Consider the following 26,518-nt stretch of genomic DNA (forward strand, 5'->3'; position numbering starts at 1 on the left):
CGTTGGGTGTCATGCAGCGTAAGTCTTGCCCGGTTTTTCCGGGTTCGGCGTGCGTTTCCAGCCTCGTTCCCGGAAATGCGCTCAAAGCAGGAGGGATTGTTCCGTGAATATCAGACCGATCAATGAGGAATATTCCGTCAGCGGGCAGATTCAGCCGGCTGATCTCGATGAGATCAAGGCGATGGGCTTCAAATCCATCGTGTGCCACAGGCCCGACGGTGAAGAGGCGGGACAGCCCAGTTTTGCAGAAGTCGAGGCGCGGGCAAAGGAGCTTGGTCTTGCCATTCGCCATATCCCCGTCGGCCCCATGGGCGTGACGCCGGATGCCGTGGCCGCGATGGTGGACGCGCTGGACGATTTCGAGCGGCCCATGCTGGGCTATTGCCGATCCGGCGCACGCTCCACCGCCACCTACGAGCATAGCCAGCGCCAGCGTTGAACAGCTTTCTTAAAGGTCCGGACATTCGACCCGTCCGGCCTGTCTTCAAACCGCAAGCAGGAGAAATTCATGTCCATCAAGCGTATCGAGCCCGGCAAGCGCATGAGCGGCGCCGTCGTCCACGGTAACACCGTCTATCTGGCCGGTCAGGTCGGCGAGGGCGCAAGCGTGACCGAGCAGTCCAAGTCGGCGCTGGCCGAAGTGGATCGCCTTCTGGCGCTGGCCGGTTCCGACAAGTCCAGGATCCTGCAAACGGTGATCTATCTTTCGGACATGTCCACCTTTGCGGAAATGAACGCCGTGTGGGAAGCCTGGATCGATCCGGCCAATCCGCCCGCCCGCGCGACCAGCGAAGCCGCGCTTGCCACGCCGGATTACAAGGTTGAATTCATCGTGACGGCGGCAATCTGATTGCTGTCGCCTGTGTAAAAATGAAGCCGGGAGCGATCCCGGCTTTTTTCATAGGGTCAAGGTAAGCTCGCGCGCCGCTTTCGGCGCTCATGCGCGCTTCATGGCCTCTCGCGCCCACAGAGCAAAGGCTTGCGCGGCCTGTTGCGCGCCCCGTTCATGCAATGTCTCGTGGCGCATGTCATCGTGGATTGTCAGGTTCACGTGGTGCAGCCCGGCTTTTCTCAGTCTGGCAGCGAGATTGCGGGTGGCGCGCGCCTTGTTGGTTGCCGGATCCTGCCCGCCACCGGCAAGATGCACAGGCATATCCCTGGCCAACCGCGACAGGTTTTGCGGCGTGGCGGTTTCCAGCGAAAGCTGCATGACGTCCAGCCACAGCGAGATACTGGCCGGAAAGCCGCAGAGCGGATCGGCGATATAGGCGGCAACCTCCTGCTCGTCTCGGGAAAGCCAGTCGAACAATGTCTTGTGGCCGTCGATGGCTTTTCCCCAGCTTTCGAAGGTGGCGCGGTTCATGATTTCGCTTGGAACGTCGGAGCCTTTCAGTGCCCGTTCGATCTTCAGAACAAGGCGGCCAACATGGCCGGGCAAGCCCAGATCGAAATTCGAGTTCCACACGGCAAGCGCCTGAAAAAGATCGGGAAAGCGGGTTGCGGCCGAGAGCGCGATCAAGCCGCCCATGGAATGGCCGAAGAGAAGAACCGGAAGGCCGGGATGATTGCTGACAGCCAGCTCGCGCATGGCGCGCAGATCTTCCACCACCCGGTTCACGCCGTTGGCATGGGCAAAGCGGCCAAGCGGCGCGCCGGGCGCCTTCGTATGGCCATGGCCGCGATGGTCATGGGCATAGGTTTCGAAACCGGCATCGGCAAGGATTGCAGCGAAATCCGCGTAACGGGCGCAATGTTCGGCAAGGCCGTGCGAAAGAAGCGCTATGCCGCAGGGCGTGCCGCGGGCCGGTTGAAAACGATAAGCCAGCCGTGCGCCATCCCCTGTCGCCAGATAGGCAATTGATCCGAACATCGGCTCCTCCAGATTTCCTACGCCGAATAGAAACGCGATTTTTCGCTTGAAGACAATGGCTTGCCGGAAATCCTCTGCCATTTTGGTGTTGGGTGATCGCGCAGATAAAGGGCGTTTGTGGCTTAATTCATTGGCCTTTGCTCGCATAACGTTTATGTAAAGGGCGGCTTTACGCTCGCTGGAGATCTTCATGCGTTTTGATCGTCTTGTGCTTTGCCTGCTTGTCGCAGGCGCCCCCCTTGGTATTGCGCCCGCCGAGGCGCAGGTTCGCGGCAAGACCACCGCGCTTCTGGCGGTAAGCTGGCAGCCTGCCTTTTGCGAAACCCGTCCGGACAAGCCGGAATGCCGCAGCCAGACGGCGGATCGCTTCGATGCCAGCCATTTCACCCTCCATGGCCTGTGGCCGATGCGCAGCAATTATTGCGGCGTGAGTCAGGCAGACATCGAGGCGGACAAGGCGGGCAAGTGGACGAGCCTTCCGTCCGTCGAACTGGCGCCAGAGACGAAAGCCGCGCTGGACCGCGTGATGCCGGGAACGCAATCGGCACTGGAGAGGCATGAATGGATCAAGCACGGCACCTGCACGGGGCAGAGCCAGCAGGACTATTTCGCCGATGCGCTGGCGCTGATGGATGAATTGAACGCTTCACCCGTTGCCAGTCTGTTTGCCCGCAATGTCGGGCAGGTCGTGACGGCTGCCGCCGTGCAAAATGCCTTTGACGAGAGCTTCGGCAAGGATGCAAGCCGCCGCGTGAAGATGCGCTGCGAGCGCGACGGGGATCGGCGGATCATCACCGAACTGACCATCGGCCTTGGCGCGACCGCCGCCAAGGCGCCGCTTGCCACCCGCATACAGGCGGCGGGCGGCACGAAATTCGATTGCGATGAGGGTGTGGTTGATGGCGTGGGCCTGCAATGACCGAGGGCGGTTCGCAATGGAGCGCATCCTTGCGCCGCGATTTTCGGGTGTTGTGCTTTTCCTGCTGGGCCTTTTGCTGATTGCTTTCGACCTGCTGGATGGCACGCTGTTTCTGCGCGACATCGATGACCAGTTGCGGGCCTGGCAGATCAGGGTTTTTCACGAGGGGCTGGTTTCCTTTCGTGACCTCACGCTTCCCGGCATTGCGATGCCGGAGCCTTATATTTCGCCCTGGTCGCGGCTGGTGGATGTGCCCTATCTGGGGCTTGCCTGGCTTTTTGGTTTTTTTCCCGGAGTGACTGATCCGTTGGCGCTTGCCTTTCAGGTCTGGCCCTTGTGCATGTTGCTGCCCTTTTGCCTGATGGCGGGCGGTGTGTTGCGGCCGGGCTTCGAGCATTCCGGCTTCGATGCACGTTTGCGGGGCCTGGTGCTTGTTCTTGCCGCTGCGCTGATGACGATCGGCTTCGGGGAGTTCGCGCCCACGCGGATCGATCATCACAATGTCCAGATCCTTGCCCTGACCGCAGCAATGTACGGCCTTTGCCGCTGGGATGCCGCGGGGGCGGCGCTGGTGGGAGTGGGATGCGCCGTCTCGCTGTTGATCGGTCTTGAGGGCCTGCCCATGCTGGTTATCGTGCTGGGCGGGTTGGCGCTGGCGGATCTTTTGCAGCTGCCCGGCGCTGCCGCCATGGCCCGCCGCAGCGGGGTGTGGCTGGCGGGATCCCTTGCACTTGGCGGATGGATCTTTGCCGGCCCTGCCGCGATGGCCGAAACCGTCTGCGATGCCTTTTCCGCCCCCTATCTCTTCCTGATGGGAGCGGCCGGGCTGGTTCTGACCGCAGGCGGCGCCATCAAGGAAAGGGGGAGGCTGCCCTTGCGCAAGGGCCTGATTTATGGGCCGGGCGGCTTGTTTGCGCTGCTGCTTGCCGCATGGCTCTTTTCCGAATGCCTTGCCGGACCCTATCAGATGATCGATCCTCTTTCGAAAGAGCTCTGGCTGTTGCGGGTGGATCAGGAGCATGGCATTGGCCAGTTCTTCCGCAATGGCCAATATGGCTTCGGGTTTTTAGCCTTCCTGTGGTGCGCGGTGGTCATTTTCGCGCTGCCGGTGGTTTTCTCCCTGGCGCGCCGCAGACCGGGCCTGTTGATCGCATTTTGCCTCGCCGCCGTCAGCCTCCTTCTTACATTGGTGCTGACCCGCTATATTCGTTTTGCCGCCGCTTTCGTGCCGCTCTTCCTGCCCTTGGCGATGACCGGCCTCATCCGGCCTGCATGGTGGAGCAAGGGGGCCGTTATTGCGGGGTTTCTCGCCATGGCCGGACTTGCGCTGATCAATCCGTCGCAAAGGAAGGTGCTGGATGTTGCCAATGCCATGGCCTATGTTCAGTGTGACCGCGAAGATCACGCCGTTCTCGCTCAGGTTCCGCCGGGCCGCCTGTTCATGCCGCAGGGCGATGCGCTGAACGTGGTGACAGAGGGGCATTCCGGCTTTACCGTCAATGCCATTCCTTATCACCGGGCCGCGCCGGCATTGAAACAGGCTTTCACGGTGTTTCTGGGCGAGGATGCCGAAAGCTGGCGCAAGCCGCTTGCGCCATACGATTATCTGGCGATCTGCCGTCCGGTTTTGCCGATGCAAGCGGACGGCAAGACACTTTTCGGGCAGCTCGCGGCAGGCAAGGCTCCCGCATGGTTGCAGGCGCTGAGCGATCCTCCAGCCCGTTTCCAGCTTTACCGGATCGACCACCCGGCGCTGGCGCAAGGCCGTTGACGGGCTGGAGACAATGGGATGGCAAGGAGCGGAAAAGCCGGACAGGGCGCGCCGCAGGCTGGCAAAATACGGCAAAAATGCCGTGGTTGCTTGCGCGGCGCATTGCCCCGGCGCGGGCTTTGGCCTACATAGCGGCAACTTTACCTTTCGACGCGCGGAGCAACATCACCCATGGCACGCCAGTTCATCTATCACATGGCCGGTCTGAACAAGGCCTATGGCAACAAGAAGATCCTCGAAAACATCCATCTCTCGTTCTATCCGGATGCAAAGATCGGTATTCTCGGCCCCAACGGTGCCGGTAAATCCACCGTTCTCAAGATCATGGCCGGGCTGGACAAGGAATTTACCGGCGAAGCCTGGCTTGCCGATGGCGCGACCCTTGGCTACCTGCCGCAGGAGCCGCAGCTTGACCCCGCCAAGTCGGTGCTGGAAAACGTGATGGAAGGCGTTGCCGCCAAAAAGGCCATCCTCGACCGTTACAACGAGTTGATGATGAACTATTCCGACGAAACGGCGGATGAGGGCGCAAAGCTTCAGGACATCATCGACAGCCAGAACCTGTGGGATCTGGAAAGCCAGGTGGAAATGGCCATGGATGCGCTGCGCTGCCCGCCCGGCGACGCATCGGTTGAAAACCTTTCCGGTGGTGAAAAGCGCCGTGTAGCGCTCTGCCAGCTTCTGCTGCGCCAGCCCGACCTGCTGCTGCTCGACGAACCCACCAACCACCTTGATGCCGAGACCATCGCGTGGCTTGAAAAGCATCTGCGTGAATATCCGGGCGCCATCCTGATGGTCACGCACGATCGCTACTTCCTGGATAACGTCACCGGCTGGATTCTCGAACTCGACCGTGGCCGTGGCATTCCCTATGAGGGCAATTACTCCGCCTATCTGCAAGCCAAGGCCAAGCGCATGGCGCAGGAAGAGCGTGAGGAAGGCGCCCGCCAGAAGGCGCTGTCGCGCGAGCAGGAATGGATTGCCTCCAGCCCCAAGGCCCGTCAGGCCAAGTCCAAGGCCCGTATCAAGGCCTATGACGAACTGGTCAAGGCCGCAGCCGACCGTCGCCCCGGCGAAGCGCAGATCGTTATTCCGGTGGGCGAGCGTCTCGGGCAGGTGGTCATCGAGGCGGAAAACCTCACCAAGTCCTATGGCGACCGCGTGCTGTTCGAAAACCTTTCCTTCAAGCTGCCGCCCGGCGGCATTGTCGGCGTGATCGGTCCGAACGGCGCTGGTAAATCCACGCTGTTCAAGCTCATTACCGGGCAGGAGACGCCGGATGGCGGCGAAATCCGCATCGGTGAAACCGTTGATCTCGGCTATGTCGATCAGAGCCGCGATCATCTGGACGGGTCCAAAACCGTGTGGGAAGAAATCTCCGGCGGCAACGACATCATCAAGCTTGGCAAGCACGAGATGAACTCGCGCGCCTATTGCGGCGCCTTCAACTTCAAGGGCGGCGACCAGCAGCAGAAGGTGGGCAACCTCTCGGGCGGCCAGCGCAACCGCGTGCATCTGGCCAAGATGCTGAAATCCGGCGGCAATGTCATCCTGCTCGACGAACCGACCAACGACCTCGACACCGAAACGCTGGGCGCGCTGGAAGACGCATTGGAAAACTTTGCCGGTTGCGCCGTTATCATCAGCCACGACCGCATGTTCCTCGACCGCCTGGCAACCCATATCCTGGCCTTCGAAGGCGATAGTCATGTGGAATGGTTCGAAGGCAATTTCGAAGATTACGAGCAGGACAAGATCCGCCGTCTCGGTGCCGATGCGGTGAACCCCAAGCGCGTGACCTATAAGCGCCTGACGCGCTAAAGTATTTTCGGGGAAAGTGGAAGCCGGACTTCCCTCTGGAAATGCGTAGAAACAAACGGTGCGGGCGGATCAGTGTTTACGAGAACGCTGATCCGCCCTTTTTTGTTTAGTGCATAATCCGACCGGAGTGAAACGAGGATCGACAAGATTATGCTTCGAAAAGCGCTGTATTGTGATCACCGCGGATCGGGCATGGCTGGATCGATGGCGCATTGCCATGCCCGGCGGGCGTCCTCCACATCCGGTGCCTGAAAATGACAGAGGATAAAAGTGAGACTGTGGAGCATCTTCGAGGCGTGATTGCACTTACGTTGTTTAAGAATTTTCTTACCATCGCTAAAGGCGATATGGTCGGGCCGTAGCAGAAAAAGGGCGGCCTTTTACTCTTGTAAGATGCTGTTTTAAAATATTAAATTGGGCTGAAATGGCGGCTCCGGGCAGTGGATCTTCCGGGGCATGGCGCGTTATTAATTAGTGTGTTTACATGTTTTTTATTAGTCCCTTATAAAATCCAAGCCGATTTAAGGGGGATTTCCTGTGTCTATTCGCAACATTCTCGTGGGTGCTTTTTTCCTGGTCAGTGTCACGCTGGCATTTCTGGTTGGAAAATCGACCTATACGGCATTCGCGCAGTACAAGGTCTATGATCGGGTGGAGACCTATGCCCGTTATGACAAGGCCTTGTTCATTGCTCTTATCAACCTGCGGACTGAACGGGGCGATAGTGCCACTGCGCTGACCCTGCCGCCAGAGAAGACGGCTGCATCCGTGGAGAGCATCAAGGCCATACGCGCCAAGGTGAAGGCCTCGATTGCCGATGCGCGTCAGATTGCGGATGGCTTCGAGGAAGCCGACCTGAAAAAGGCGGCGGCCGATCTGGATCAGGTTTACAACCGCTTCGACGGTTTGCGTCAGAAGATCGACGACAACTTCCCCCTGCCGCTGGACAAGCGGGAGAAGGATCTGGACAAGACGGTGCTTGGTCAGGGCGGCGAACTGATCGGGGCTCTCGAAAAAACCTCTGTTGCCGTGGAAGGGGCGATCCGTACCCTTGACGAAGGCAAGCTTGGACTGATCCAGATCCGGGCCTATGCCTGGGCGGCCCGCTCGCTCGGCGGCACGGCGACGCTGACGATCAATCCCTTGGTGGCGCAGAACCGCAAGGCGGAGCCTGCGGAGGCAGAAAAAATCGGCAATGCCGATGCTGGCGCGGCCTTTGCGTGGCAGGCTGTCAACACGCTCGTAAGTCATCCGCATACGCCTGCCCAGCTCAAGGAGGCCTATGCCAAGGCAGATCAGGCCTATTTCAAGGGTGATTTTGCCACATGGCGTGCAAATGTCGTCAGCAAGGTCACATCGGGCGCAGGCTCGCCGGTGACGATCGACGAATGGCGGACCCGCGTTACGGAATCGCTGGGCCAGATCGGTGCCGTGGCATCGCTGGCTATGGACACGCTCAATACCAGCGCCCAGACCTCTAAGGACAATGCGCGCACCGATCTGATCCTGTTCAGCGGCCTTTTGCTGGTGGTGGTGCTGATTGGCGCCGGTGGCATGGCCGTGGTTGTGCTGCGGGTTGTCGGCCCCATTGGCCGCCTGACCCACTGCATGGACAGCCTTGCCGCAGGCGATCGTAACGTCGTGGTGCCGGGCGCTGCCCGCAGCGATGAAATCGGTGAAATGGCGCGGGCGGTGGAAGTGTTCCGTCAGGCCGCCATCCGCAATGCCCAGCTTGAGGCAGAGGCGGAAGAAAATCGTCAGCGTGCCGAGGCCGAGCGCATCGAATTGCAGCGCCGTGCCGAAGAAGACGCCAATGATCGCCTCAACAAGGCCACGGGCTCGCTGGCAAACGGCCTGAAGCGACTGGCCTCCGGTGACATGCTGTGTGAAATCCAGGAACAGTTTGCGCCGCAATTCGAGGCCTTGCGTCACGACTTCAACACCTCGGTGGCGCAACTGCGCGCCACGCTGATCTCGGTTGGCGAATCCTCTCGTGTCGTGCGCGGCGGCAGTGGCGAGATTTCCATGGCCTCCGACAATCTTGCCAAGCGCACCGAGCAGCAGGCCGCTTCGCTTGAAGAAACGGCGGCAGCCCTTGAGGAAATCACCGCCAATGTGAAGGCGACAACCCACCGCACCGGCGAGGCCCGCGACATCGTGCGCAACACCCGCGCCAAGGCCGAGCATTCCGGCGTGGTCGTCGGCAATGCCGTCACCGCCATGGGCCGCATCGAGCAGGCCTCCCAGCAGATCGGCCAGATCATCGGCGTGATCGACGAAATCGCCTTCCAGACCAATCTTCTGGCGTTGAATGCCGGTGTGGAAGCCGCGCGTGCCGGTGAAGCGGGCAAAGGCTTTGCCGTTGTCGCGCAGGAAGTGCGCGAGCTTGCGCAGCGCTCGGCCAATGCCGCCAAGGAGATCAAGGCCCTGATCGCCAACTCCGCCGTGGCTGTGGGCGAAGGCGTGAAGCTGGTGGGCGATACCGGCAAGGGGTTGACGGAAATTGCCGACCTTGTGCAGGCCATCAACCAGCATATGGATGCCATTGCCACCGCCGCGCAGGAGCAATCCGTTGGTCTGGGCGAGGTGAACAATGCCGTAAACCACATGGATCAGGCCACCCAGCAGAACGCCGCCATGGTGGAGGAAATGAATGCGGCAAGTGCGGGGCTGGCACAGGAGGCCCTGAAGCTTGCAGAATCGCTGGCGGCCTTCCGCACCACGAATGCGTCTCTGGCGCCTGCCGTCCAGCAGGCCCCGGCATCCTCGCCGTCGCAGACTGCCCGCAAGGCCGCGTCTGCGCCCGCCGCAAGCCGGGCCATGCCCGCAAGCCGTGGCAGCGCAGCGCTTCAGCCACGGCAGGAAAGCTGGGAGGAATTTTGACCAGCATCCTTTCTGCGTGAGATGCTCTGCGACCCCGCCATCCCGATGGCGGGGTTTTTGTTTGGTGGACAGCGCGGCTTTTTCGCTTGCGTCTTATGCGCAGACGACATAAAGATATGTTTATATCTTGATTGAAAAAAGTTGACCCATGGCGCTCACTCTGGACAAGCTGGTGGAATTGCTGAAAGCGGCGGGCGAGCCGACCCGGCTCCGTTTGCTTGCGCTGTTGTCGGCGGGTGATCTGACCGTTTCCGACCTGACCGATATTCTCGGACAATCGCAGCCGCGCATTTCCCGCCATCTCAAGCTGCTGGCCGAAGCAGACCTTGTGGACCGCTATCAGGAGGGCGCCTGGGCCTATTTTCGGCTGAAACAGGACGGCGAAGCTGCCATGCTGGCGCGCCAGCTTCTCGATAGTGCCAGCAGCGCCGATCCGGTGCTGTTGCGCGACGGCGAGCGGTTGGGTGCCGTCAAGCGGGCGCGGGCGGAAAAGGCGCAGAGCTATTTCAGCCGCAATGCCGCCGAGTGGGATGAATTGCGCCGCCTGCATGTCAATGACCGCGCCGTGGAGGCCATGCTGTTGAAGCTTCTGGGCGAGGGGGCGGTTGAGGCGCTTCTCGATCTCGGTACGGGAACCGGCCGGATCCTGCAATTGCTGGAGCCCTATTATCGCCGCGCGGTCGGTATCGATGCCAGCCGCGACATGCTGGCCGTGGCGCGCGCCAATCTCGACAAGGCTGGCATCAATAAGGCTTCGGTGCGTCAGGGCGACATTTTGAACCTCCCGCTGGATGGCGCCGAGTTCGATCTCGTTACCATTCATCAGGTTCTGCATTTTCTGGTGGAGCCGGAACTGGCGCTGCGAGAGGCGGCGCGGTTGCTGAAACCGGGCGGACGCCTGGTCATCATCGATCTTGCGCCGCACGCCCTGGAGCATCTGCGCGACGATCACGCCCATCTGCGCCTCGGCTTTTCGCATCAGCTTATGGAAGAGTGGCTGGCAAAAGCGGGGTTCCGCATGGAGCGCGCCGAGGATGTAGAGCCGCGACAACATCATGACGAAGCATTGACAGCGACGATCTGGCTGGCCGTTCTTCAGGCGGAACGGCGGGAAGAGGCGCGGGAATTGAAGAAGGCAGGAGGGATCTGATGGCTCTGACACACGCAACGCAAGCGCCCGAGCGGCCATTTAAACTCTCCTTCGAGTTTTTTCCGCCGAAATCCACGGATATGGAAGGCCAGCTTTGGGCGACGGTGGATGATCTTGCATCCTGGGGGCCGGAATTCGTATCTGTTACCTATGGCGCGGGCGGTACGACCCGCGAGCCGACACTGGAAACGGTGCGCCGCCTGATCGCGACAACCCCTCTTGCCACGGCTTCGCACCTCACTTGTGTCAGCGCAACGCGCGAGGAGGTGGCGCAGGTCGTCGAAGAATTCAAGGCCGTTGGTGTGCGCCATTTCGTGGCCCTGCGGGGTGATCCGCCGCAGGGTCTGGGCGCTGCCTATGAGCCGCATCCCGGCGGTTTCGAAAATGCCGCAGCTCTGGTCAAAGGCCTGAAGGACATGGGTGATTTCGAGATTTCCGTCTCGGCATATCCCGAAAAACACCCCGAAAGCGCCGATCTTTCGGTGGATCTCGACATGTTGAAGCGCAAGGTGGACAACGGCGCCACGCGGGCGCTGACACAGTTCTTCTTCGATAACGATGTTTACGAGCGCTATCTGGAGGCCGTGCATCGCGCTGGCATTTCCATTCCCATCGTGCCGGGCATCATGCCTATCCTCAATCTCACGCAGCTCAAGCGGTTCGCGGGCATGTGCGGCGCTTCCGTTCCGTCATGGCTGGATGAGCGTTTTGCCGGTCTCGATGACCAGCCTGCCGCCCGCGCCGAAGTGGCGGCAAAGGTGGCGGCAGAGCAGATTGCCGACCTGATGAAGCGCGGCGTGGAGGAGTTTCACCTTTACACCATGAACCGTGCGCCGCTGGTCAACGCAACGCTTGAAAATCTGGGTCTTGGCCGCGTGGATGAAGCTACGCAAAAACAGAATTTCGCCAGCGCCTGATAAAGGCAGCTATACACCCCATGAGGCCTCACGGGGCAGGGCGCGGTGCTGGTCTGTCTAGAAAATAAAACGGCGCTGGGCCCACCTCCCAAACGGGTCCAGCGCCGGTTTTGCTGCATCTTCTCAGATGAACAGCATGGCGGCGATGAAAAGAAACGCCGCGCCTATTGCCAGGACGTTGAGTGAACGTGTCAGTCCCATCTCAGTCTCCTTGCCTTTGTTCGTCATGCGAGGTGCATTACACCGCTATGCCTTTTGCCAAACGCACAGGCTAATGTCTTGAACCTGCTGCATGATTTTATCTTAAATCGATTCCGATTTACGAGATTATGCAGTTGTCCCTTGCATTAAAGAATATGTCTGCTTTGTGACTTTTTCAAAGCGAATTCGTTGCTGCACTGCGAAACAGGGCTGGGGATAAGTTGCCATCACGCAGCGTAACAATCTGAAATGTTTGGAAAATACCCGTTTTAAATGCGTTTCGAAAAAATCTTAACAGGGCAATATCCCACCGAAGCGAAACGAGGATCGACAGGATCATGCTTCGAACGGAAACCTTGCTGCGCGGCTGTGATATGTGTTCAGCCTGCGCCCTGCTCAAGCCGCTGCCTTGTGCTTGCTGAAAAAAATGTATTGAGGAAGCGGCCAACGGGCTTTTCATGCGGCTAAAGCGTGTCGCGCAAAAGTGTGCAGCGGTTTTGCGATAACGACATGCGTTAAAACAAGAACTTAAAGCACGTTGCTTGAGGCTGATAAGCCGCAACGTGGCATGGAGGGCCCCACGCACGGGCTGTGTTGCCCATGCGTGGGGCGGTAAATCAAAGGGCGGAAAGCAGGGCGGGCGTCGGCCAGCCATCGGCGGGCAGGCCGCGCTTTTGCTGTTCCTTCTGCACGGCGTCGCGCGTGCCGCCACCGAGAATGCCATCGATTTCGCCGACCTCGTAGCCCTTGGCCTTGAGCTTGGTTTGCAGTTCCTTCATCTGCACATCGTTGAGACCCTGTTCGGGTTCGCCCTTCAGATAGGCTTCCGCACCGCTGAGACGGGTAGCGAGATAGGCCGCCGAGGTGGTGTAGATGAAGGACTTGTTCCATTCCAGATAGATGCCGAAATTGGGATAGGCGAGGAATGCGGGGCCTTTGCGCCCCTGCGGCAGCAGGAGTTCGCCTTCAAGCTCGGAAAATTTGGTGTTGCCGTCGCGCGGGGTTACGCCAAGCTTGAACCAGTCGCCAGCCTTCATACCTGCATCGAAGCCGGTTTTTTCCCAGGGCAGGTTTTCGGGCAGGGTCACTTCCTGAAGCCAGGGTTCGCCGCGTTTGTAGCCGAGATGCTGGATGAATTTCGCAGCCGTCATGATGGCGTCGGGCGAGCTGGTTTTCAGGCGCACATGGCCATCTCCATCGCCATCCACACCAAAAGCAATGATGTCCTTTGGCAGCATTTGCACCTGACCGATTTCACCCGCCCAGGCGCCCGTATTGGTCTGGGGATCGAGGTCGCCATGCTCTACCATCTTGATCAGCGCCAGCAATTGCGGGCGGAAGAGTTCCGGGCGGCGGCAATCATGGGCGAGGGTGACGAGGGCGTTGCGGGTGTTGAAATCACCCTGAATGGCGCCGAAATCGGTTTCCATGGCCCAGAAGGCGGCAATCACGCCGGGGGCGACGCCATACTCCTGCTCGGCACGGCGAAACACCTCGCCATATTGCTGGAGCTTCTGCTTGCCCTGCTCGATACGGGCCTTTGAGACGGTACGGGTGGAGAATTCGATGAAGGTCTGCTTGAAGATGCCCTGCGCGCGGTCACGCGACAGCACTTTCTGGTCGATCTCGGCATTGGCAAGGGCGGTGTCTGCGGCTGCGGCCGATGCGCCTGCTGCCACGGCTTCCGCCTTCACCCCTTGCAGAAACCCGACCAGATCGCCGCCGCAGACCGTGCCGCTGGCACTGGTTTCGGCCATGGCCGTGGTTGCGGTCAAAAGAGTCAGCAAGGTTGCGGTTGCAAGCTGGGTCGAAACTGCCATGGAAATCTTCCTGAATTCTGCCAAGGGACTGCTGCCCTGTGCCGAAGATTTATGGCCTTTGCAAGGAGTTTTGCAGGTTTCCGTCAGTTTGCGGCCTGAAGCTGCTTCGGTTCGGCCACGGCCTTGACCCAGCGGCGCCAGTTTTCGGCGTTTCCGGCAAAGACATTGATGTCCGTTTCGCCCTTGATGCCGGGAATGACGCCCGTCGAGGTATATTGCCAGAAGGCCCAGCGGCGTTCCGGATAGATTTCCGATGGATGCTTGGCCACCGCGCGGACCCAGAAATAATGATCCTGGAAGGCGCCCTCGAGGTTGTCGCGGTGGAAATCCACCGACGTATAAATGATCGGACGTTTGCCGTAATAGGCTTCCAGCCGATCCATGAAGCGCTTCATTTCTGCCCGCACCACGGCGGCTGGTGGGCGGTAGGTGCAGGTTTTCGAGGTATGGTTCCATTCCACGTCGATAACGGGGGGCATGTCCATGGCCGCCTTCGGCACATTGGCGATGAACCAGTCTGCCTGCTCATCGGCGCTGGAGCAGAAATAATAGAAGTGATAGGGCGCGTGCGGCAGGCCGGCTGCGTGGGCATTCTGCCAATATTCGGAAAAGCGTGGATCGATGATGTCCTTGCCTTCCGTGGCCTTGATGAAGGCGAAGGAAACGCCGGACTGGCGCACCCGCAACCAGTCGATGTCGCCATTCCACTTGGACACATCGATGCCGTGCACCTGATGGCGATGCGGCGAATTATAGCCGAAATCCTGCGGATCCTTGTCCTGGAAGCGCGGCGAGATCGATGCCGTTTCCATGAAGTCGTAGCTTGTTGACGTGCAGCCAGCCATCAGGAAGGCGATTGGCAAAAGCGTCAGAAGCAGCGACCGCATTGTGAAACCCTGTGAGTTCGACCCTTGGAGGATCACGAGCCCGTTGCCGTAACCCGTGATGGCCGCCGCTGATGCTGTGCGCGCACACGCAAGAACAAAAGAGGCGCTTCTACCCTTTTGCTCCATCATCGTAAAAAATTGGTTATTTTCAACCTTTGTCAGGTGGTTTTATCCGTGAGCGCCGCCTTTTTCCGTGGCGGGCTTTATGCAGGCGGTCCAGGCATAGCCACGGTAGAGCCGCTGGAAGGAAAGCGTTCTGCCCGCAAGTGCGGCCTTTTCCTGCAACACGGCCTCGGCCCGCGCACGTGGGCTGACGTGGAAACGCCGGAGCCATGCCCGCAGCCCATCGCGAAACCATGTGGGCAGGCCTTCCTGCTGGCCAAAATCCACGATGTGCAGCTCGCCCTCCGGCTTGAGCGCTGCAAGGGCGGCATCCACCGCCGCTTCCCAGTCGGGGATCATCGACAGCGCATAGGAGATCAGAATACGGTCGAAGCCATCCTCGCCGAAATCGGCGGCGGAGAAAGCCGTGGCATCGGCCACGATGCAATGCGGCACGGTGCCCCCCCCACGAAAATTACGGGCCGTCTGGGCCAGCATCTCGCGGGAAATGTCGAGGCCGAACAGGCGCGCCTGGGGGAAATGACGGCTGGCCAGAAGCAGGTTGCGACCTGTGCCACATCCCATTTCCAGAAGCGTACCACCGGCGGGCACGTTCAGCGCCCGAATGGTCCGATCCCGGCCCAGCAGGTAATATTTGCGGGTCACGTCATAGATATGCCGCTGGTAGCGGTAGATGCCGTCCATGCGTTCGGCATGGCCGGTATCCTTGTCCATCGAAGCAAGGCTCATGCGCGCTTCTCGTAAATGTGGAAGCCGCCATAGATTGCCGAGCGATCCTTGAGATGCAGGGCGGCCGAGGGCTCGGCCAGATAGGTCCACTGCCCGGCAATGGCAGGCTGGAGACGGCCTTCGATGACGCTTTTCTCCGCCGCCGTGCGGAAAATGACGCGCGCGCCGGGGGCGGCCGTGCGGCTGATTTCCGTCCACAGCGCGTTGAGCTGGCGGTCGGTCATCCAGTCCTGCGCATCCAGCAGAACGAAGCGATCGACGCTGCCTGCCTGCTTGCCCGAAAGCAGCACGGTGAAGCTTTCGTGATGCACCTGCACGCAGGCTGCATGGTCGCGGATCGTCTCGTAATAGTCTGCCTTCAGGTAATCGGGCAGGGCGCCTTCATCGGCGCGGGGATAGCGGCGGGCAAAGGCCTGCCAGGCGAAATAGTTTTCCTGCATGGGGAAATGGCAGGCCAGCTTTTCCAGCCGCTCGCGCAGAACGGGCGCAATCGTACCCGTTTGCGAAACACTGGCCAGCTCGTCATATTGCTGCGGCGGAATGCCAAGGCCGAACAGCGAGCTTTTGCGGTTGGTGAGCCAGCGAATGGCGGGCTTGTCGAAAAGCGGCGCGATATGCGCATCGAAAAACTGCCGCTGCTCGTCCAGCGTGCGGGCCTCGATCAGGCCGTTCAGCTTTACGCCATGCAGGCGCGCCAGCATGTGGCTGACGGCAATGAAGCGGCCCAGCAGGCCGGTGCGGTAGAAATTACGGGCAAAAACGGCAATGCGGCGGCGGCCCGTCAGATTTCTTGCGTTCCAGTAGCGCCGCGTGGCCTCGTCGAGATTGGGAGCAATGTGGCTATCGAACAGGCGAATATTTTCGCTCTGCTGTTCCTCGGCCATGAAGCGGGCAATGCTGGCATGGTCCGGCAGATGCCGGAAGGCGGCAAGCTTCATGCGGTTGAGCGCGATGTGATGCGGGTTGAGATCAACCACATCGATGCGTTCTGGCTTGCGGGAAAGATAGGCCAGCATGTTGCAGCCGCCGGAGCCGATGGTGACGATGCGGTGGCCGGGCTGAAGCTGCATGGCTTCCATGTCCACGGCGGGGTCTTCCCAGATCTGCGGATAGACCAGGCCGGAAAACAGCAGGCCGAACAGGCGCTCTGAAAAGCCCTGCCGGGACAGCGGGCGATGTTGCAGCAAGGCGGATTTGAGCTTGCGGTTCTTGCCGAACCCGGCATCAGGCACGATTTCTGTCATCAAAGGCCCCTTCATCCTGAAGTTTCGTCGTGCATAATTCGCAAGCGATACAGTTTGATGACGGTGGGCAGGTGGCGGCCCCTGCGTTGCAAAAAGACGTTCCGCCCTCTTTAAACGGCGGCAAAAACCTGATTGCATCCCGGCCCTGAAGGCAGGGAAGGGTTTTGCATGGGCAGGGTGATTCGCACATTGAAGATCGGGACGGGCCTTGCGGCGCTTGCGGTGGCGGGCGCTGCCGTCTGGCTTGCGGTTGCGCCGCCGGAACTGCTGCGGGTTGGCACCGGCTATGCGGCGAAGATCGTCTGTTCCAACGTATTCGTTGCGGGACGTGATCCCGACGAGGTGTTGCGCGTGGATGTGCAAGCTCCGGGCAATCCGCTGCTCAAGCTTTTGAGGGTGTCGGTGGATCGCGACGAGGGCGTGGTAACGGCCTATATGTTCGGCCTTTTTGCACCGGGTAAGGCCGTGAACCGGCCCGGAATGGGCTGCGCAAGCGTACCGGATGGCGATGTTGCCGCGGCAGGCACGATTTCCTGGCCGGGACCGCAGCCGCAGACGGCCATTGCCAGCAGCGCGCCCTGGCCGAACGGGGCGGGCCCGGCGGAAGCCGATCCGGCCATTGCAAAGCTTCTGGCCGATCCCGCGCTGACGGGGCCGAACATGCGCGCCACCCTCGTCATCCATGATGGCAGGCTGGTGGGGGAGGCTTACGGGCCCGGCTTTGGGCCGCAAACGCCGCTGATCGGCTGGTCGATGACCAAAACCGTTACCGCCGCCCTTGTCGGGCTTCGGGTGGGGCAGGGGGCTTTGGCGCTGGACAAGGATCACCTCTTCCCGGAGTGGGAAAAGGACGGCCGCGCCGCCATTCGCATCCGGCATTTGATGGGCATGGAAAGCGGGCTTTCCTATAATGAAGATTATGGCGACGTTTCCGATGTGACGCGGATGCTCTATCTCCAGCCCGACCAGCCCGCTTTTGCCGCCGCCCAGCCGCTGGCCGATGCGCCGGGAACGCGCTTCTACTATTCCACCGGCACCAGCGTGCTGCTGGCGAAGCTGGTGATGAACAGCTTTCCCGATCGCCGCCAGGGGCTGACCTTCCCGGCCGCCGGTCTTTTCCTGCCGCTTTCCATGGGCAGTGCGGTGCTGGAGGCCGATGAACGCGGCTGGCTATCGGGCGGCTCCTATCTCTACGCAACGGGCCGGGACTGGGCAAAATTCGCACAATTCCTGCTCCAGGATGGCGTCTGGCAGGGCCACCGGCTACTGCCGGAGGGGTTCGTGCAGATGATGTGGACGCCAACCGCCGCCTCCGGGGGGTCTTATACGCAGGGCCAGATGTGGAAGGCCGGACCGCAGGAGAAGGCAGGCGAAAGTCAATTGCCAGCGGAAACCGTCTATATGCGCGGGCATGACGGCCAGACGATTGCCATTATCCCTTCGAAAAAGCTGATCGTGCTGCGCATGGGCCTGACGCCGAGCCGGCTGGGCTACAAGCCGCAGCCCTTGATAAGCGCCGTATTGGAGAGGTTTTCGCAATAGGGCGCCGTGCGTTTTAACAAACGCCACAGTACACGACGCTGAGGCATGTGGCGTGGCCTACCCCCCTCTGCCTTGCCAGGCATCTCCCCCTCAAGGGTGGAGATTGCAATACGGACAAAGCGCCATTCTTCAATGAATAGGTGTGATGACGGCCTTTTTCAGGAATTCAGGCAGGGCCTTCATCTTGCCGATCTCCCCACTTGAGGGGGAGATGTCCGGCAGGACAGAGGGGGGTAAACCACACGCAAAACGGTAGCGTCGTGTACTGTGATCAAACGCACAAAGGACGCTGTAACACTTTAAAGCTGCTACATAATTTTCACCTTAAATCGATTCCGATTTAAGGAATTATGCAGTAGGGCGCATCCCGTGCCTCGGCGTTATGGGAGATGAAGGGGCAAACAAAAAACCGGAAAGCGGTCCGCTTTCCGGTTTCCTAAATCAAACTTTGAGTTTTCGTCCGGCGGCTTATTGCACGTCGTCCAACATGCCCTTGCGCTTGGCGTCGTTGTAATAGCCCTTGGCGTAAAGCCGCACGGCGTTGTCATTATTGTTGTCGGCCACCATCCATGCGCCGCGCAGATATTTGATGGCGTATTTCAGGTTGGTTTCCGGGTCGAACAGACCTTCGGCCGGGCCGCTATAGCCCATGGATTTCGCGGTGTTGTACTTGATCTGCATCAGGCCGTAATGCCCGCGATTGAAGGCTGCCGAATCATAGCGGCTTTCGCGGTTGATGACGCGATGGATGAGATTGGCGGGCATGTCGTAAAGGGCGGCATATTTTGCCACGAGGCTATTGATGACCGTCGGCCCCTTGGCAACCGACGTGCTATCGGCTGGCTTGCGGATGGGGGAGGCGGCTGCAACGGAGGCCGGAGTTGCCGCAACGGAAGGCGGAGGGCCGGGCGGAGTTTCATCGAAGCGCGCATCCAGCATGGCAAAGGAGGTAACGCTCGGGCGTCCCGGCTGGGCGGCATAGGCAACGCTTGCCGGGCGGGGCATTGGCACCGCCGAATGCATGGCGGTGACGTCTGCGGGCAAAACCTCGTTTTCAAGGCCCACGGATTCCGTCTCGCTGACCTGGGCGGGCATGACCGCGCCGGCATTGACGGATGCCACGGTGGGGCCGAGCGTGCCGCCCTGAGGGCGCGCGAGCGGCAGGGGACCGTTACCGGCGGTTGCGGTGATGGCTTTGGCCGCGTCATTGGTCGCAGTGTTATTGGCAAGCGCGGTTACGGCAGACTGGCCCGGAGTGGTTGCAAGCGCGGGTGTTTGCCCGGCTGCTGCCTGCTGCGTATTTTGCGATGCAGGTGCTGAAGCAGATGCCGTTGCGACCTGTGTTCCGCCGCCGATCAGCGGCTGCGGTCCGGCAGATGCCGTTTGCTGCTTTGCGCCGGGCTTGGGCGAAAGCTCCGCCTTGGTGGGGTCGTTGACATTGGTGCAACTGGAAAGGGCTGCCACGATCACAGCAGAGAGGCTCAGAGTTATCGTGCGGTCCAATTTGGAAGTCATTCCGAAGTCCGTTGGCTGTTGACACCGTCGCTACCCTGGGGAAGCTCTCGAACTATTAACACCAGATTCACAAATTTGACAGCCCCCTTCGTCCAATCTTGGTTGAGATGTCGTTATGCCGCAATGCGCCTGTATCCCGCGCTGACGGCGCGACCGGAAATAAGCACTGTTTTTCCGGGGGTTTTTGGGCGCGCACGCATGGTTCTGCGGCGTATCAAGCGCTCCGTACCAGCGGCAAAGGCGGCGTGAAAAAGGCTTGTGGATAGAGTTGCCGCAAGAAAGACAATTGCAAGTATGGCCACGAGCTGCGGAGTGAAGGGCGCAAACACACTGATTTCGATGACGGCGGCTGCAAGAAAGAGCATGGTTCGAACGCCCTTCACGCCCCGCACGGCGGCAAGCAGCAAGGCGCCCAGACTTTTCTTCACGGGCAGATTGTCATTATCGGCCAGCGGGCCGACATGGAGGGGGGCGCGCCACAGCCGCAGCGCCAGCAGAATGAGACAGCCCGTTGCCAGCCACCTCAGTTCCGGCAAAAGCTGCGGGTCGGCGCGGTAAACGGCATATCCGGCGGCAAAAAATGCCGCCCCCGTCACGGCCTGCCCCACGGCAAGGCCAAGCCCGGCGACGGCCGCGCGTGAAAACCCGCCCGCACGGTTGCAGGCAATGACGAATTTGGTCCCTTCAGCAGGTATGCTGAGGAAAACAAGGCTGGCCAAGGCGAAGACGAGCAAAAGCTCTACGGTCATCTTCATCCTCCTTCCCCGGTTTTCCGGAAGTGTTCGATTTCATCTGGCGATGCAAAGCGTATGGCCAGACGGGTTGAATACCCGCCTGGCCATATGAGCCGAAGCCCGCCGGTTTTGGAAATCACATCTTGTCGTCTTGCGACAAGAAAAGCCATCGAATTCGAACCGGTGTCAGTGCGCGCCAGCGTCGATCGGATGGAACTTCTGGCCGAGATGGTCAACGACTTCCTGGAACCACGGCGTATTGAGGTCGAAGGGCTTGCCGCCCTTGATGCGCGGGAACTCGATGGTGCGCAGCTTGCCGCCCTGATCCTCGTCATGGCCGGTCACGCCGGAAACGCGGTTCAGGCCGCTTTCCACCGCAAGGTCAACCATGCTCTGGATCAGGCGGAGATCCTCGTAATTGGCCGGAGCCGAGCGGGCGTAATAGCCCGATTTCTGCACCATGGAGCGCTCGGCGTCCAGAAGCTTGGCAAAATGCTTCTGGAACCACGAGCCGACATTGATCGTGTCGAGCTTCACATGGCCAAAGGCGTCGCGGGCAACGGTTTCGCCGGCGGCTTCGCGGTCGGCGATGATTTCCGACATGCAGGCGCCTTCCGAAACGAACAGCGTGACGAAGCCGGTGCGGTCCATCAGCTCCTTCAACCGTTCGGCTTCCGCTTCCATGTCGAAATGAGTCTCGGGAAGGTAAAGGCCGTCAATGGTCTTCAGCTGATCGTTCATCATGAAGCCGTCAACATATTCATTATGCTTGATGCGGTTGATGTAGGTGCGCGCCGTTGCCGCCGTCAGCCAGCCGCAATGGCGGCCCATGACCTCATGGATCACCAGCGTGCGCGGTGCGGCACTCTGCTCGTTGGAAACGTGGTCGAAGAAGCGGGCGCCCACTTCCGCCGCCGTCCATGCGCCAAGCGTCTGCCTGATCGGGTAGACGTCGTTATCCACGGTCTTGGGCAGGCCAACCACGGTGAGGTCGTAACCATTGGTCTTGAGATAGGCGGCAAGGTCTGCCGCGGTGGTGTTGGTGTCGTCACCGCCAATCGTGTGCAGAATGGTGACGCCATCGGCGGCCAGTCGCTCGGCGGCCACCTTCAGCGGATCCTGCCCTTCCTGCACCAGACCGCGCTTGACGCAATCGGCCACATTGGTCAGCTTCACGCGGCTGTTGCCGATGGGCGAGCCGCCATAGCGATGCAGCACATGCGCCTGTTCGCGCATTTTCTGTGTGATCTCGATCTTGTAGTCCATCAGAAGGCCGCGGAAACCGGACTTGTAGGCGATGATTTCGGCATCCGGCGCAATGTCGCTGTAACGCTCGATCAATCCCCCTACGGCAGACGAAAGACAGGGCGCGAGCCCCCCGGCGGTCAACATTGCGACTTTCTGCTTGGCCATCATTCCTCCTTTTGCGGCGCACAATGCCGCTGAACCACGAATTCAATGCCAAAGGGATGCGGCAAGGCCGTGGCGGCTGTAAAGAAAAAAATCAAGGAAAATCCGTGGTTTCGTATAGCTGTCATGAAGCGGGGCAATATAATCGTTTCAAATTGCCGCAGACCGCCGCAGCCCTGTGGATAAGTTGGATTCCTGTTTTAGTAAACTATCAATCATGCGTTGCATCATTGCGGAAAAATCCCGTAAATGAACAAAGTTTCATGGGCCTACAGCCTGCATTCGCTTGCTTTTTTGCCGCTGATTTGCTCAATCTCTCCCTATGATATTTGACTTTTGCTGCCTCCAGATTTCGTCCCTGTGGGACAGGCTGCTCGGCTCGATCACCGAGGCGGCGGGCAATGCCTTGTCGTCCATTGTCGATGCCATCCGCACGATGTTCGAGGGCGATCCGGAGACGCGGCGCAGGGTTTCTTTTTCCGTGGCCATCATCGCGCTTTCGGCCAAGATGGCGAAGGCTGACGGGATCGTGTCCGAGGCCGAGGTCAGCGCCTTCCGTTCCATTTTCGATTTTCCGCCGGAAGAGGCGCGAAACGTCGCGCGGCTCTATAATCTCGCCAAGCAGGATATTGCCGGCTACGAGGCCTATGCCGAGAAGCTGGCCAATCTTTGCGGCGCGCGGGAGGGGCAGTGCGCGCTTCTGGAAGAAATCATCGATGCGCTTTTCCACATCGCCACGGCCGACGGCCTGATTCACGAGAAGGAAATGGCCTTTCTCGCCCGCATCGCCGAAATCTTCGGAATCAGCGAGGAAAGGTTCGAGGCGCTTTCGGCCCGTCATCTTTATCCGGATCAGGATCCTTACGGCATTCTGGGCGTGTCGCGCAGCGATGATTTTGCCACCATTCGCAAGCGCTACCGCACGCTTGCCTCCGAACATCACCCTGACAGGCTTCATGCACGGGGATTGCCCCTTGAAATGCACGCGGCGGCCCATCAGCGCATGGCCGCCTTCAATGCGGCCTATGCGGCCATCGAAAAGGAACGCCGCGCGGCATGACCTCTTTTACCGCCGATTTTGCGGGCGCTGTTGTCGCGCCCTCGCCGAACCATGGCGAGAGGGTGGAGTGCGCCGCCCCGGACACCATCATTCTCCATTACACCGGAATGCCGACGGAGGATGGGGCAATTTCCTGGCTCTGCGATCTTCAGAGCGAGGTTTCCAGCCATTATGTGGTGCGCGGGAGCGGCGAGGTCGTTCAGCTCGTGCCGGAGGCGCGCCGCGCCTGGCACGCGGGCAAAAGCTTCTGGGCGGGCGCGACGGATATGAATTCCCGCTCTATCGGTATTGAAATCTGCAATGCCGGACATCCAACGCTTCCTGAATATCCGCAGGCACAGATCGAGGCGGTCATTCGATTGTGTCAGGATTGTGCCTCGCGCTGGCAAATTCGCCCTGAGCGGGTGCTTGCGCATTCCGATGTGGCGCCTGTTCGCAAGGTCGATCCGGGTGAGCGCTTTCCCTGGGCGGTGCTTGCTCGCAACGGGGTTGGGCACTGGGTGGAGCCGGGCCAGATCACGGGGGGGCGTTTTTTCCAGCGCGGCGATTGCGGCCAGCCCGTGGAAGCCTTGCAATCCATGCTGTCGCTTTACGGTTACAAAATTGAAATAACTGGCGAATTCGATGATGTGACCGAAGGTGTCCTTCGCAGTTTCCAGCTGCATTTCCGCCAGCAGCAGGTGGATGGCATCGCCGATTTTTCCACCATCGATACGCTTCATCGGCTGCTTTCGGCATTGCCGCGTTTTGCCTGAACGAAACGTCTTCACAAGGCCGTTCACAGGCCATCGAAGGGGCAAAAAATTTCAGCTTTATGGTGCGTCATAGGATTTCCTTATTGCACCTGTTTATAAGCCCCGGTCTGTCATGCAACGTCATGGCAGTCCCCAAGCTGAATGGCGGTTTTGACTTCAACGTGCGAAGTTCCGCCTGAATATCAATGTTGAGAGCAATGGCAATCCGCAGCTTTACTGGGCTGCGGCGCAGGATGAGCTGTGTCTTTTTTCTGTCGTTACGTCATGCCTCCTGTTGGAGACCGTATTTCTACATGAGAACCCATCTTTTCGCTGCTGCTGCGTGCCTTGCTGTCACGGTGTCCGCCACGGGCCAATCCTTTGCCGCCGATGGAGCCGGTGGAAAAACTTTGATGGACATGATCCGTGCCGCCAATGAAAAGAAGTCCCAGGCTGCCGCATCCCCGAAAGACGATGAAGACCGCCCCACCGCCAGGGCCGCATCCCGCCCGGTGATGGCGGCCGGTGAAGGTGCCTATCACGGCATGATTGCCACCTATGCCCGCCAGTATGGCGTGCCGGTGGAACTGGCGCAGGCGGTGGTGAAAATCGAAAGCGGCTATAATCCGCGTGCCCGCGGCTCGCATGGCGAGGTGGGCCTCATGCAGATCAAGCCCGCCACGGCCCGCGCCATGGGCTATACCGGCAATGTGGCCGGTCTGTTCGACCCCGAAACCAACCTCAAATACGGCATCAAATATCTGGCCATGGCGCACCAGCTCGGCGGCGGCACCACATGCGGCGCAATCCTGCGCTACAATGCCGGCCATGGCGCCACCCGCATGAACCCGGTTTCCCGGCAATATTGCGGTCAGGTTCAGGCCATGATCGGCGACCGCCGCGCCTGATTTGCCGAACTGGGCTTGCAAAGAGCGCGTCCGGTGAACCTTTGTTCACCGGACGCGCTCTATAGCGCTCTTTCTTTTCCCGGAAAACCGGTTCCCACTTTTCCTGGAAATGAGGCTTTTCTGTTTTACGCATTTCCGGACGGAAAACCGGTTCCCACTTTTCCTGGAAATGAGGCTTTTCTGTTTTGCGCATTTCCTGACGGAAAACCGGTTCCCACTTTTCCTGGAAATGCTTTATGCCACCTCATCGGCTTTTCGAGGATGGCGATATGACGGGACGGCTTTTCAAATATGCGATCATCGGGCGCGGCATGATGGGGGCGGCAGCGGCGCGCCATCTGGCGGCCACGGAAGACGGCGTGGTGCTGATCGGCCCGGACGAGCCGGAGAATAAAAGCACACATGAAGGCGTGTTTGCCAGCCATTACGATGAGGCGCGCATTACCCGCACCATCGATGGCGATCCCGTCTGGGCGCAACTCGCCAACCGTTCCATCGCGCGCTATGGCGAGATCGAAGCGGCAAGCGGCATCTCCTTTTATAACGAGGCCGGCTGCCTGATCGTGGCGCCGAAGCCCGGTGGGGCTTCCACCTATATCGAGCGTGTCATGGCGGCGGCTTCGGGGCTGGATGTTGAAACCGAATACCTCGATGCGCAGGCGCTTCAAAAGCGGTTTCCCTATTTTTCCTTTCCCGAAAACGCCATGGGCGTCCATGAGGGCAGGCGGGCCGGACACATCAATCCGCGCCGGATGGTCGAGGCGCAATCGCTGCTGGCGGAGCGGGCGGGGGCAACCATTCTGCGGCAGACAGCCTGCGGCATTCGCGATGAAGGCGGTTTTGCCGCGGTGCGGACTGCCGAGGGCGAAGAAATCCGGGCGGAAAGGGTGCTTGTCGCCGCAGGCGGCTTTACCATTTGCGAGGGCCTTTTGCCGCAGCGGCTGGATCTTGCCGTTTATGCGCGCACCGTGGCGTTTTTCGAAATCGAGGAAAGCGCTCTTGCGGCCTATCGGGATATGCCTTCGCTTATCCATGAGCCGGATGATCCAAGGGACCATATCTATCTTCTGCCGCCAGTGCGCTATCCGGATGGCAAAACCTATCTGAAGATCGGCGGCGATCCCGATGACCTGCGCCTTGAAAGCGATGCCGAACTTCGGGCATGGTTTCGCAGCGGCGGGCGCGAATCGACCGGCCAGCATCTTGGTCGCATCATCGGCAATCTCGTGCCCTCGCTTGCGCAAGCGCCACGCTCCATTGCCGCCTGCGTCACCTCCTTCACGCCCACCGGCTATCCGGCCATAGGCTGGAGCGAAAGCCCCCGTATTGGCGTGCTGACGGGCGGTTGCGGGGCTGCTGCCAAAAGCTCGGATGAGATCGGCCGCCTCGGGGCTGTGCTGCTGCGGGAGGGCTCCCTGGCGAACGAAGGTTATACGGCGGATTTCAGGGTCTCTTTCTTGGCGTAGATGGTGAAAACATCGCAATGCGGCCTTCCGGCGAAATTTCTGTAGCATTCCCCCGAGGTCTTCGCTAAGCACGGCCAACCAGTCGGCCGGGCAGCCGCGCTTTACCAGTGCCGAAAGGCGGTAGGGTGAGGAAAGTCCGGGCTCCATGGAAACACGGTGCCGGATAACGTCCGGCGAGGGCGACCTCAGGGAAAGTGCCGCAGAAAGCAAACCGCCCCGGTTTTCCGGGGTAAGGGTGAAAGGGTGGGGTAAGAGCCCACCGCAGGGCTGGCAACAGCCACTGGCATGGTAAACCCCACCGGGAGCAAGACCGAATAGGGATGGCACGGGCCGCTTGCGGCCCAGTTGGTTTCCAGACCGGCCATCCGGGTGGGTCGCGAGAGGCGGCGCGCAAGCGTCGTCCCAGATGAATGGCTGCCACGTTCCGGGAAACCGGAGCCATACAGAACCCGGCTTACAGGCCGACTGGTCATTTCCTGCAATTTTCTGACAAACCCCTGAGAAGAATGGGGGAAAATTGCTGGCCACCTGTCAGGCGGCAAGGCGGCGCATGAGCCTTTGGATCCGAATTCAATAACCATTCATTAAACTTAACAGGATATAAACGGGGGATGATGCGCTCCGACCCGCCGGGGCGTTCCCATTGACGCCCATGATGTCCCATGTTATCCCATTTCTGCACTGCCGAAGGGCGATCTGAAGCCCGGTCATGCTGGAGAAAAGCTCAGGTTTTTCAAACCTGTGGCGGCCATTTCAGGCCGTTCTCGCAGCCTGTGGCGGCGCGCGTGCATCAGTGGACATGCGGCGATGAGGT

The 26,518-nt window shown here is 60.0% G+C and carries 22 protein-coding genes and 1 other RNA gene; 15 read left to right on the forward strand and 8 right to left on the reverse strand.

The features are described 5' to 3' along the window. Positions 1 to 103 precede the first annotated feature (103 nt). Positions 104 to 439, forward strand: a complete 336-nt coding sequence (locus T424_RS0112400; protein WP_027488014.1) for a TIGR01244 family sulfur transferase — start codon at positions 104 to 106, stop codon at positions 437 to 439. Between the two features lie 69 nt (positions 440 to 508). Next, positions 509 to 850 (forward strand): RidA family protein, encoded by a 342-nt coding sequence (locus T424_RS0112405; RefSeq protein WP_027488015.1) that lies wholly within the window; start codon positions 509 to 511, stop codon positions 848 to 850. A gap of 87 nt (positions 851 to 937) precedes the next feature. On the opposite strand, the gene T424_RS0112410 is transcribed toward T424_RS0112405, so the two are convergent. After that, positions 938 to 1,870: an alpha/beta fold hydrolase gene (locus T424_RS0112410; RefSeq protein ID WP_027488016.1), complete on the reverse strand. Its 933-nt coding sequence runs from the start codon at positions 1,868 to 1,870 to the stop codon at positions 938 to 940. Positions 1,871 to 2,060: 190 nt separating this feature from the next. Between T424_RS0112410 and T424_RS0112415 the strand changes: the two genes are divergently transcribed. The 6 genes from T424_RS0112415 to metF all read left to right on the forward strand — a co-directional run bounded on the left by T424_RS0112415 (position 2,061) and on the right by metF (position 11,331). Continuing rightward, entirely contained in the window at positions 2,061 to 2,789 is a 729-nt protein-coding gene (locus tag T424_RS0112415; RefSeq protein ID WP_037067576.1) for a ribonuclease T2 family protein, read from the forward strand. A gap of 16 nt (positions 2,790 to 2,805) precedes the next feature. Beyond that, the gene (locus T424_RS0112420) at positions 2,806 to 4,560 is read left to right on the forward strand and encodes a hypothetical protein (protein ID WP_027488018.1); all 1,755 of its coding nucleotides are present in this window, start codon (positions 2,806 to 2,808) and stop codon (positions 4,558 to 4,560) included. Positions 4,561 to 4,731: 171 nt separating this feature from the next. Next, positions 4,732 to 6,381: an energy-dependent translational throttle protein EttA gene (gene ettA / locus T424_RS0112425; RefSeq protein WP_027488019.1), complete on the forward strand. Its 1,650-nt coding sequence runs from the start codon at positions 4,732 to 4,734 to the stop codon at positions 6,379 to 6,381. 537 nt (positions 6,382 to 6,918) lie between these two features. Further along, complete coding sequence (locus T424_RS0112430) at positions 6,919 to 9,264, forward strand: methyl-accepting chemotaxis protein (RefSeq protein WP_037067579.1); 2,346 nt, start codon at positions 6,919 to 6,921, stop codon at positions 9,262 to 9,264. Positions 9,265 to 9,412: 148 nt separating this feature from the next. Then, on the forward strand, positions 9,413 to 10,414 hold the full coding sequence (locus T424_RS0112435; RefSeq protein ID WP_027488021.1) for an ArsR/SmtB family transcription factor: 1,002 nt from the start codon (positions 9,413 to 9,415) through the stop codon (positions 10,412 to 10,414). Beyond that, complete coding sequence (gene metF, locus T424_RS0112440) at positions 10,414 to 11,331, forward strand: methylenetetrahydrofolate reductase [NAD(P)H] (RefSeq protein WP_027488022.1); 918 nt, start codon at positions 10,414 to 10,416, stop codon at positions 11,329 to 11,331. Before T424_RS0112435 ends, metF begins: the two co-directional genes overlap by 1 nt. Positions 11,332 to 12,149: 818 nt before the next feature. On the opposite strand, the gene T424_RS0112450 is transcribed toward metF, so the two are convergent. The 4 genes from T424_RS0112450 to T424_RS0112465 form a co-directional block, all read right to left on the reverse strand. Continuing rightward, a complete protein-coding gene (locus tag T424_RS0112450) occupies positions 12,150 to 13,352 on the reverse strand; it encodes a lytic murein transglycosylase (protein WP_027488023.1) in 1,203 nt (400 codons plus the stop codon). Positions 13,353 to 13,435: 83 nt separating this feature from the next. Next, positions 13,436 to 14,239 (reverse strand): glycoside hydrolase family 25 protein, encoded by an 804-nt coding sequence (locus T424_RS0112455; protein ID WP_027488024.1) that lies wholly within the window; start codon positions 14,237 to 14,239, stop codon positions 13,436 to 13,438. Between the two features lie 168 nt (positions 14,240 to 14,407). Continuing rightward, positions 14,408 to 15,091 (reverse strand): class I SAM-dependent methyltransferase, encoded by a 684-nt coding sequence (locus T424_RS0112460; protein WP_027488025.1) that lies wholly within the window; start codon positions 15,089 to 15,091, stop codon positions 14,408 to 14,410. Further along, positions 15,088 to 16,335, reverse strand: a complete 1,248-nt coding sequence (locus T424_RS0112465; protein ID WP_027488026.1) for a DUF3419 family protein — start codon at positions 16,333 to 16,335, stop codon at positions 15,088 to 15,090. Before T424_RS0112465 ends, T424_RS0112460 begins: the two co-directional genes overlap by 4 nt. A 168-nt stretch (positions 16,336 to 16,503) precedes the next feature. Here T424_RS0112465 and T424_RS0112470 point away from each other — a divergent pair, with 168 nt between their 5' ends. Continuing rightward, a complete protein-coding gene (locus T424_RS0112470) occupies positions 16,504 to 17,877 on the forward strand; it encodes a serine hydrolase domain-containing protein (protein WP_027488027.1) in 1,374 nt (457 codons plus the stop codon). A gap of 468 nt (positions 17,878 to 18,345) precedes the next feature. Here the strand turns inward: T424_RS0112470 and T424_RS0112475 are convergent, their stop codons facing one another. The 3 genes from T424_RS0112475 to T424_RS0112485 all read right to left on the reverse strand — a co-directional run bounded on the left by T424_RS0112475 (position 18,346) and on the right by T424_RS0112485 (position 21,539). Further along, positions 18,346 to 19,392, reverse strand: coding sequence for a lytic transglycosylase domain-containing protein (locus T424_RS0112475; RefSeq protein ID WP_027488028.1), 1,047 nt, complete (start codon positions 19,390 to 19,392; stop codon positions 18,346 to 18,348). A 113-nt stretch (positions 19,393 to 19,505) separates the two neighbouring features. After that, positions 19,506 to 20,141 carry a hypothetical protein gene (locus tag T424_RS0112480; RefSeq protein ID WP_154664897.1) on the reverse strand — a complete coding sequence of 212 codons (636 nt, stop codon included), beginning with the start codon at positions 20,139 to 20,141 and terminating at the stop codon, positions 19,506 to 19,508. 171 nt (positions 20,142 to 20,312) lie between these two features. Continuing rightward, a complete protein-coding gene (locus T424_RS0112485) occupies positions 20,313 to 21,539 on the reverse strand; it encodes a pyrophosphate--fructose-6-phosphate 1-phosphotransferase (RefSeq protein WP_027488030.1) in 1,227 nt (408 codons plus the stop codon). A 23-nt stretch (positions 21,540 to 21,562) separates the two neighbouring features. On the opposite strand from T424_RS0112485, the gene T424_RS22565 reads away from it, so the two are divergent. From T424_RS22565 to rnpB, 6 genes are all read left to right on the forward strand, one after another. Next, positions 21,563 to 21,862 (forward strand): hypothetical protein, encoded by a 300-nt coding sequence (locus T424_RS22565; protein ID WP_154664898.1) that lies wholly within the window; start codon positions 21,563 to 21,565, stop codon positions 21,860 to 21,862. Next, positions 21,859 to 22,596 carry a J domain-containing protein gene (locus T424_RS0112495; protein WP_027488031.1) on the forward strand — a complete coding sequence of 246 codons (738 nt, stop codon included), beginning with the start codon at positions 21,859 to 21,861 and terminating at the stop codon, positions 22,594 to 22,596. Before T424_RS22565 ends, T424_RS0112495 begins: the two co-directional genes overlap by 4 nt. After that, positions 22,593 to 23,351 carry an N-acetylmuramoyl-L-alanine amidase gene (locus T424_RS0112500; RefSeq protein ID WP_027488032.1) on the forward strand — a complete coding sequence of 253 codons (759 nt, stop codon included), beginning with the start codon at positions 22,593 to 22,595 and terminating at the stop codon, positions 23,349 to 23,351. Before T424_RS0112495 ends, T424_RS0112500 begins: the two co-directional genes overlap by 4 nt. Positions 23,352 to 23,644: 293 nt before the next feature. Beyond that, a complete protein-coding gene (locus T424_RS0112505; RefSeq protein ID WP_027488033.1) occupies positions 23,645 to 24,238 on the forward strand; it encodes a lytic transglycosylase domain-containing protein in 594 nt (197 codons plus the stop codon). A 269-nt stretch (positions 24,239 to 24,507) separates the two neighbouring features. Next, positions 24,508 to 25,704, forward strand: a complete 1,197-nt coding sequence (locus tag T424_RS0112510) for an NAD(P)/FAD-dependent oxidoreductase (protein ID WP_027488034.1) — start codon at positions 24,508 to 24,510, stop codon at positions 25,702 to 25,704. 78 nt (positions 25,705 to 25,782) lie between these two features. Then, positions 25,783 to 26,177: RNase P RNA component class A (gene rnpB, locus T424_RS21770), an RNA gene on the forward strand. The last annotated feature ends 341 nt before the right edge of the window (positions 26,178 to 26,518 follow it).

Source organism: Allorhizobium undicola ORS 992 = ATCC 700741 (assembly GCF_000621665.1).
GTDB classification, from domain to species: Bacteria; Pseudomonadota; Alphaproteobacteria; order Rhizobiales; family Rhizobiaceae; genus Allorhizobium; species Allorhizobium undicola.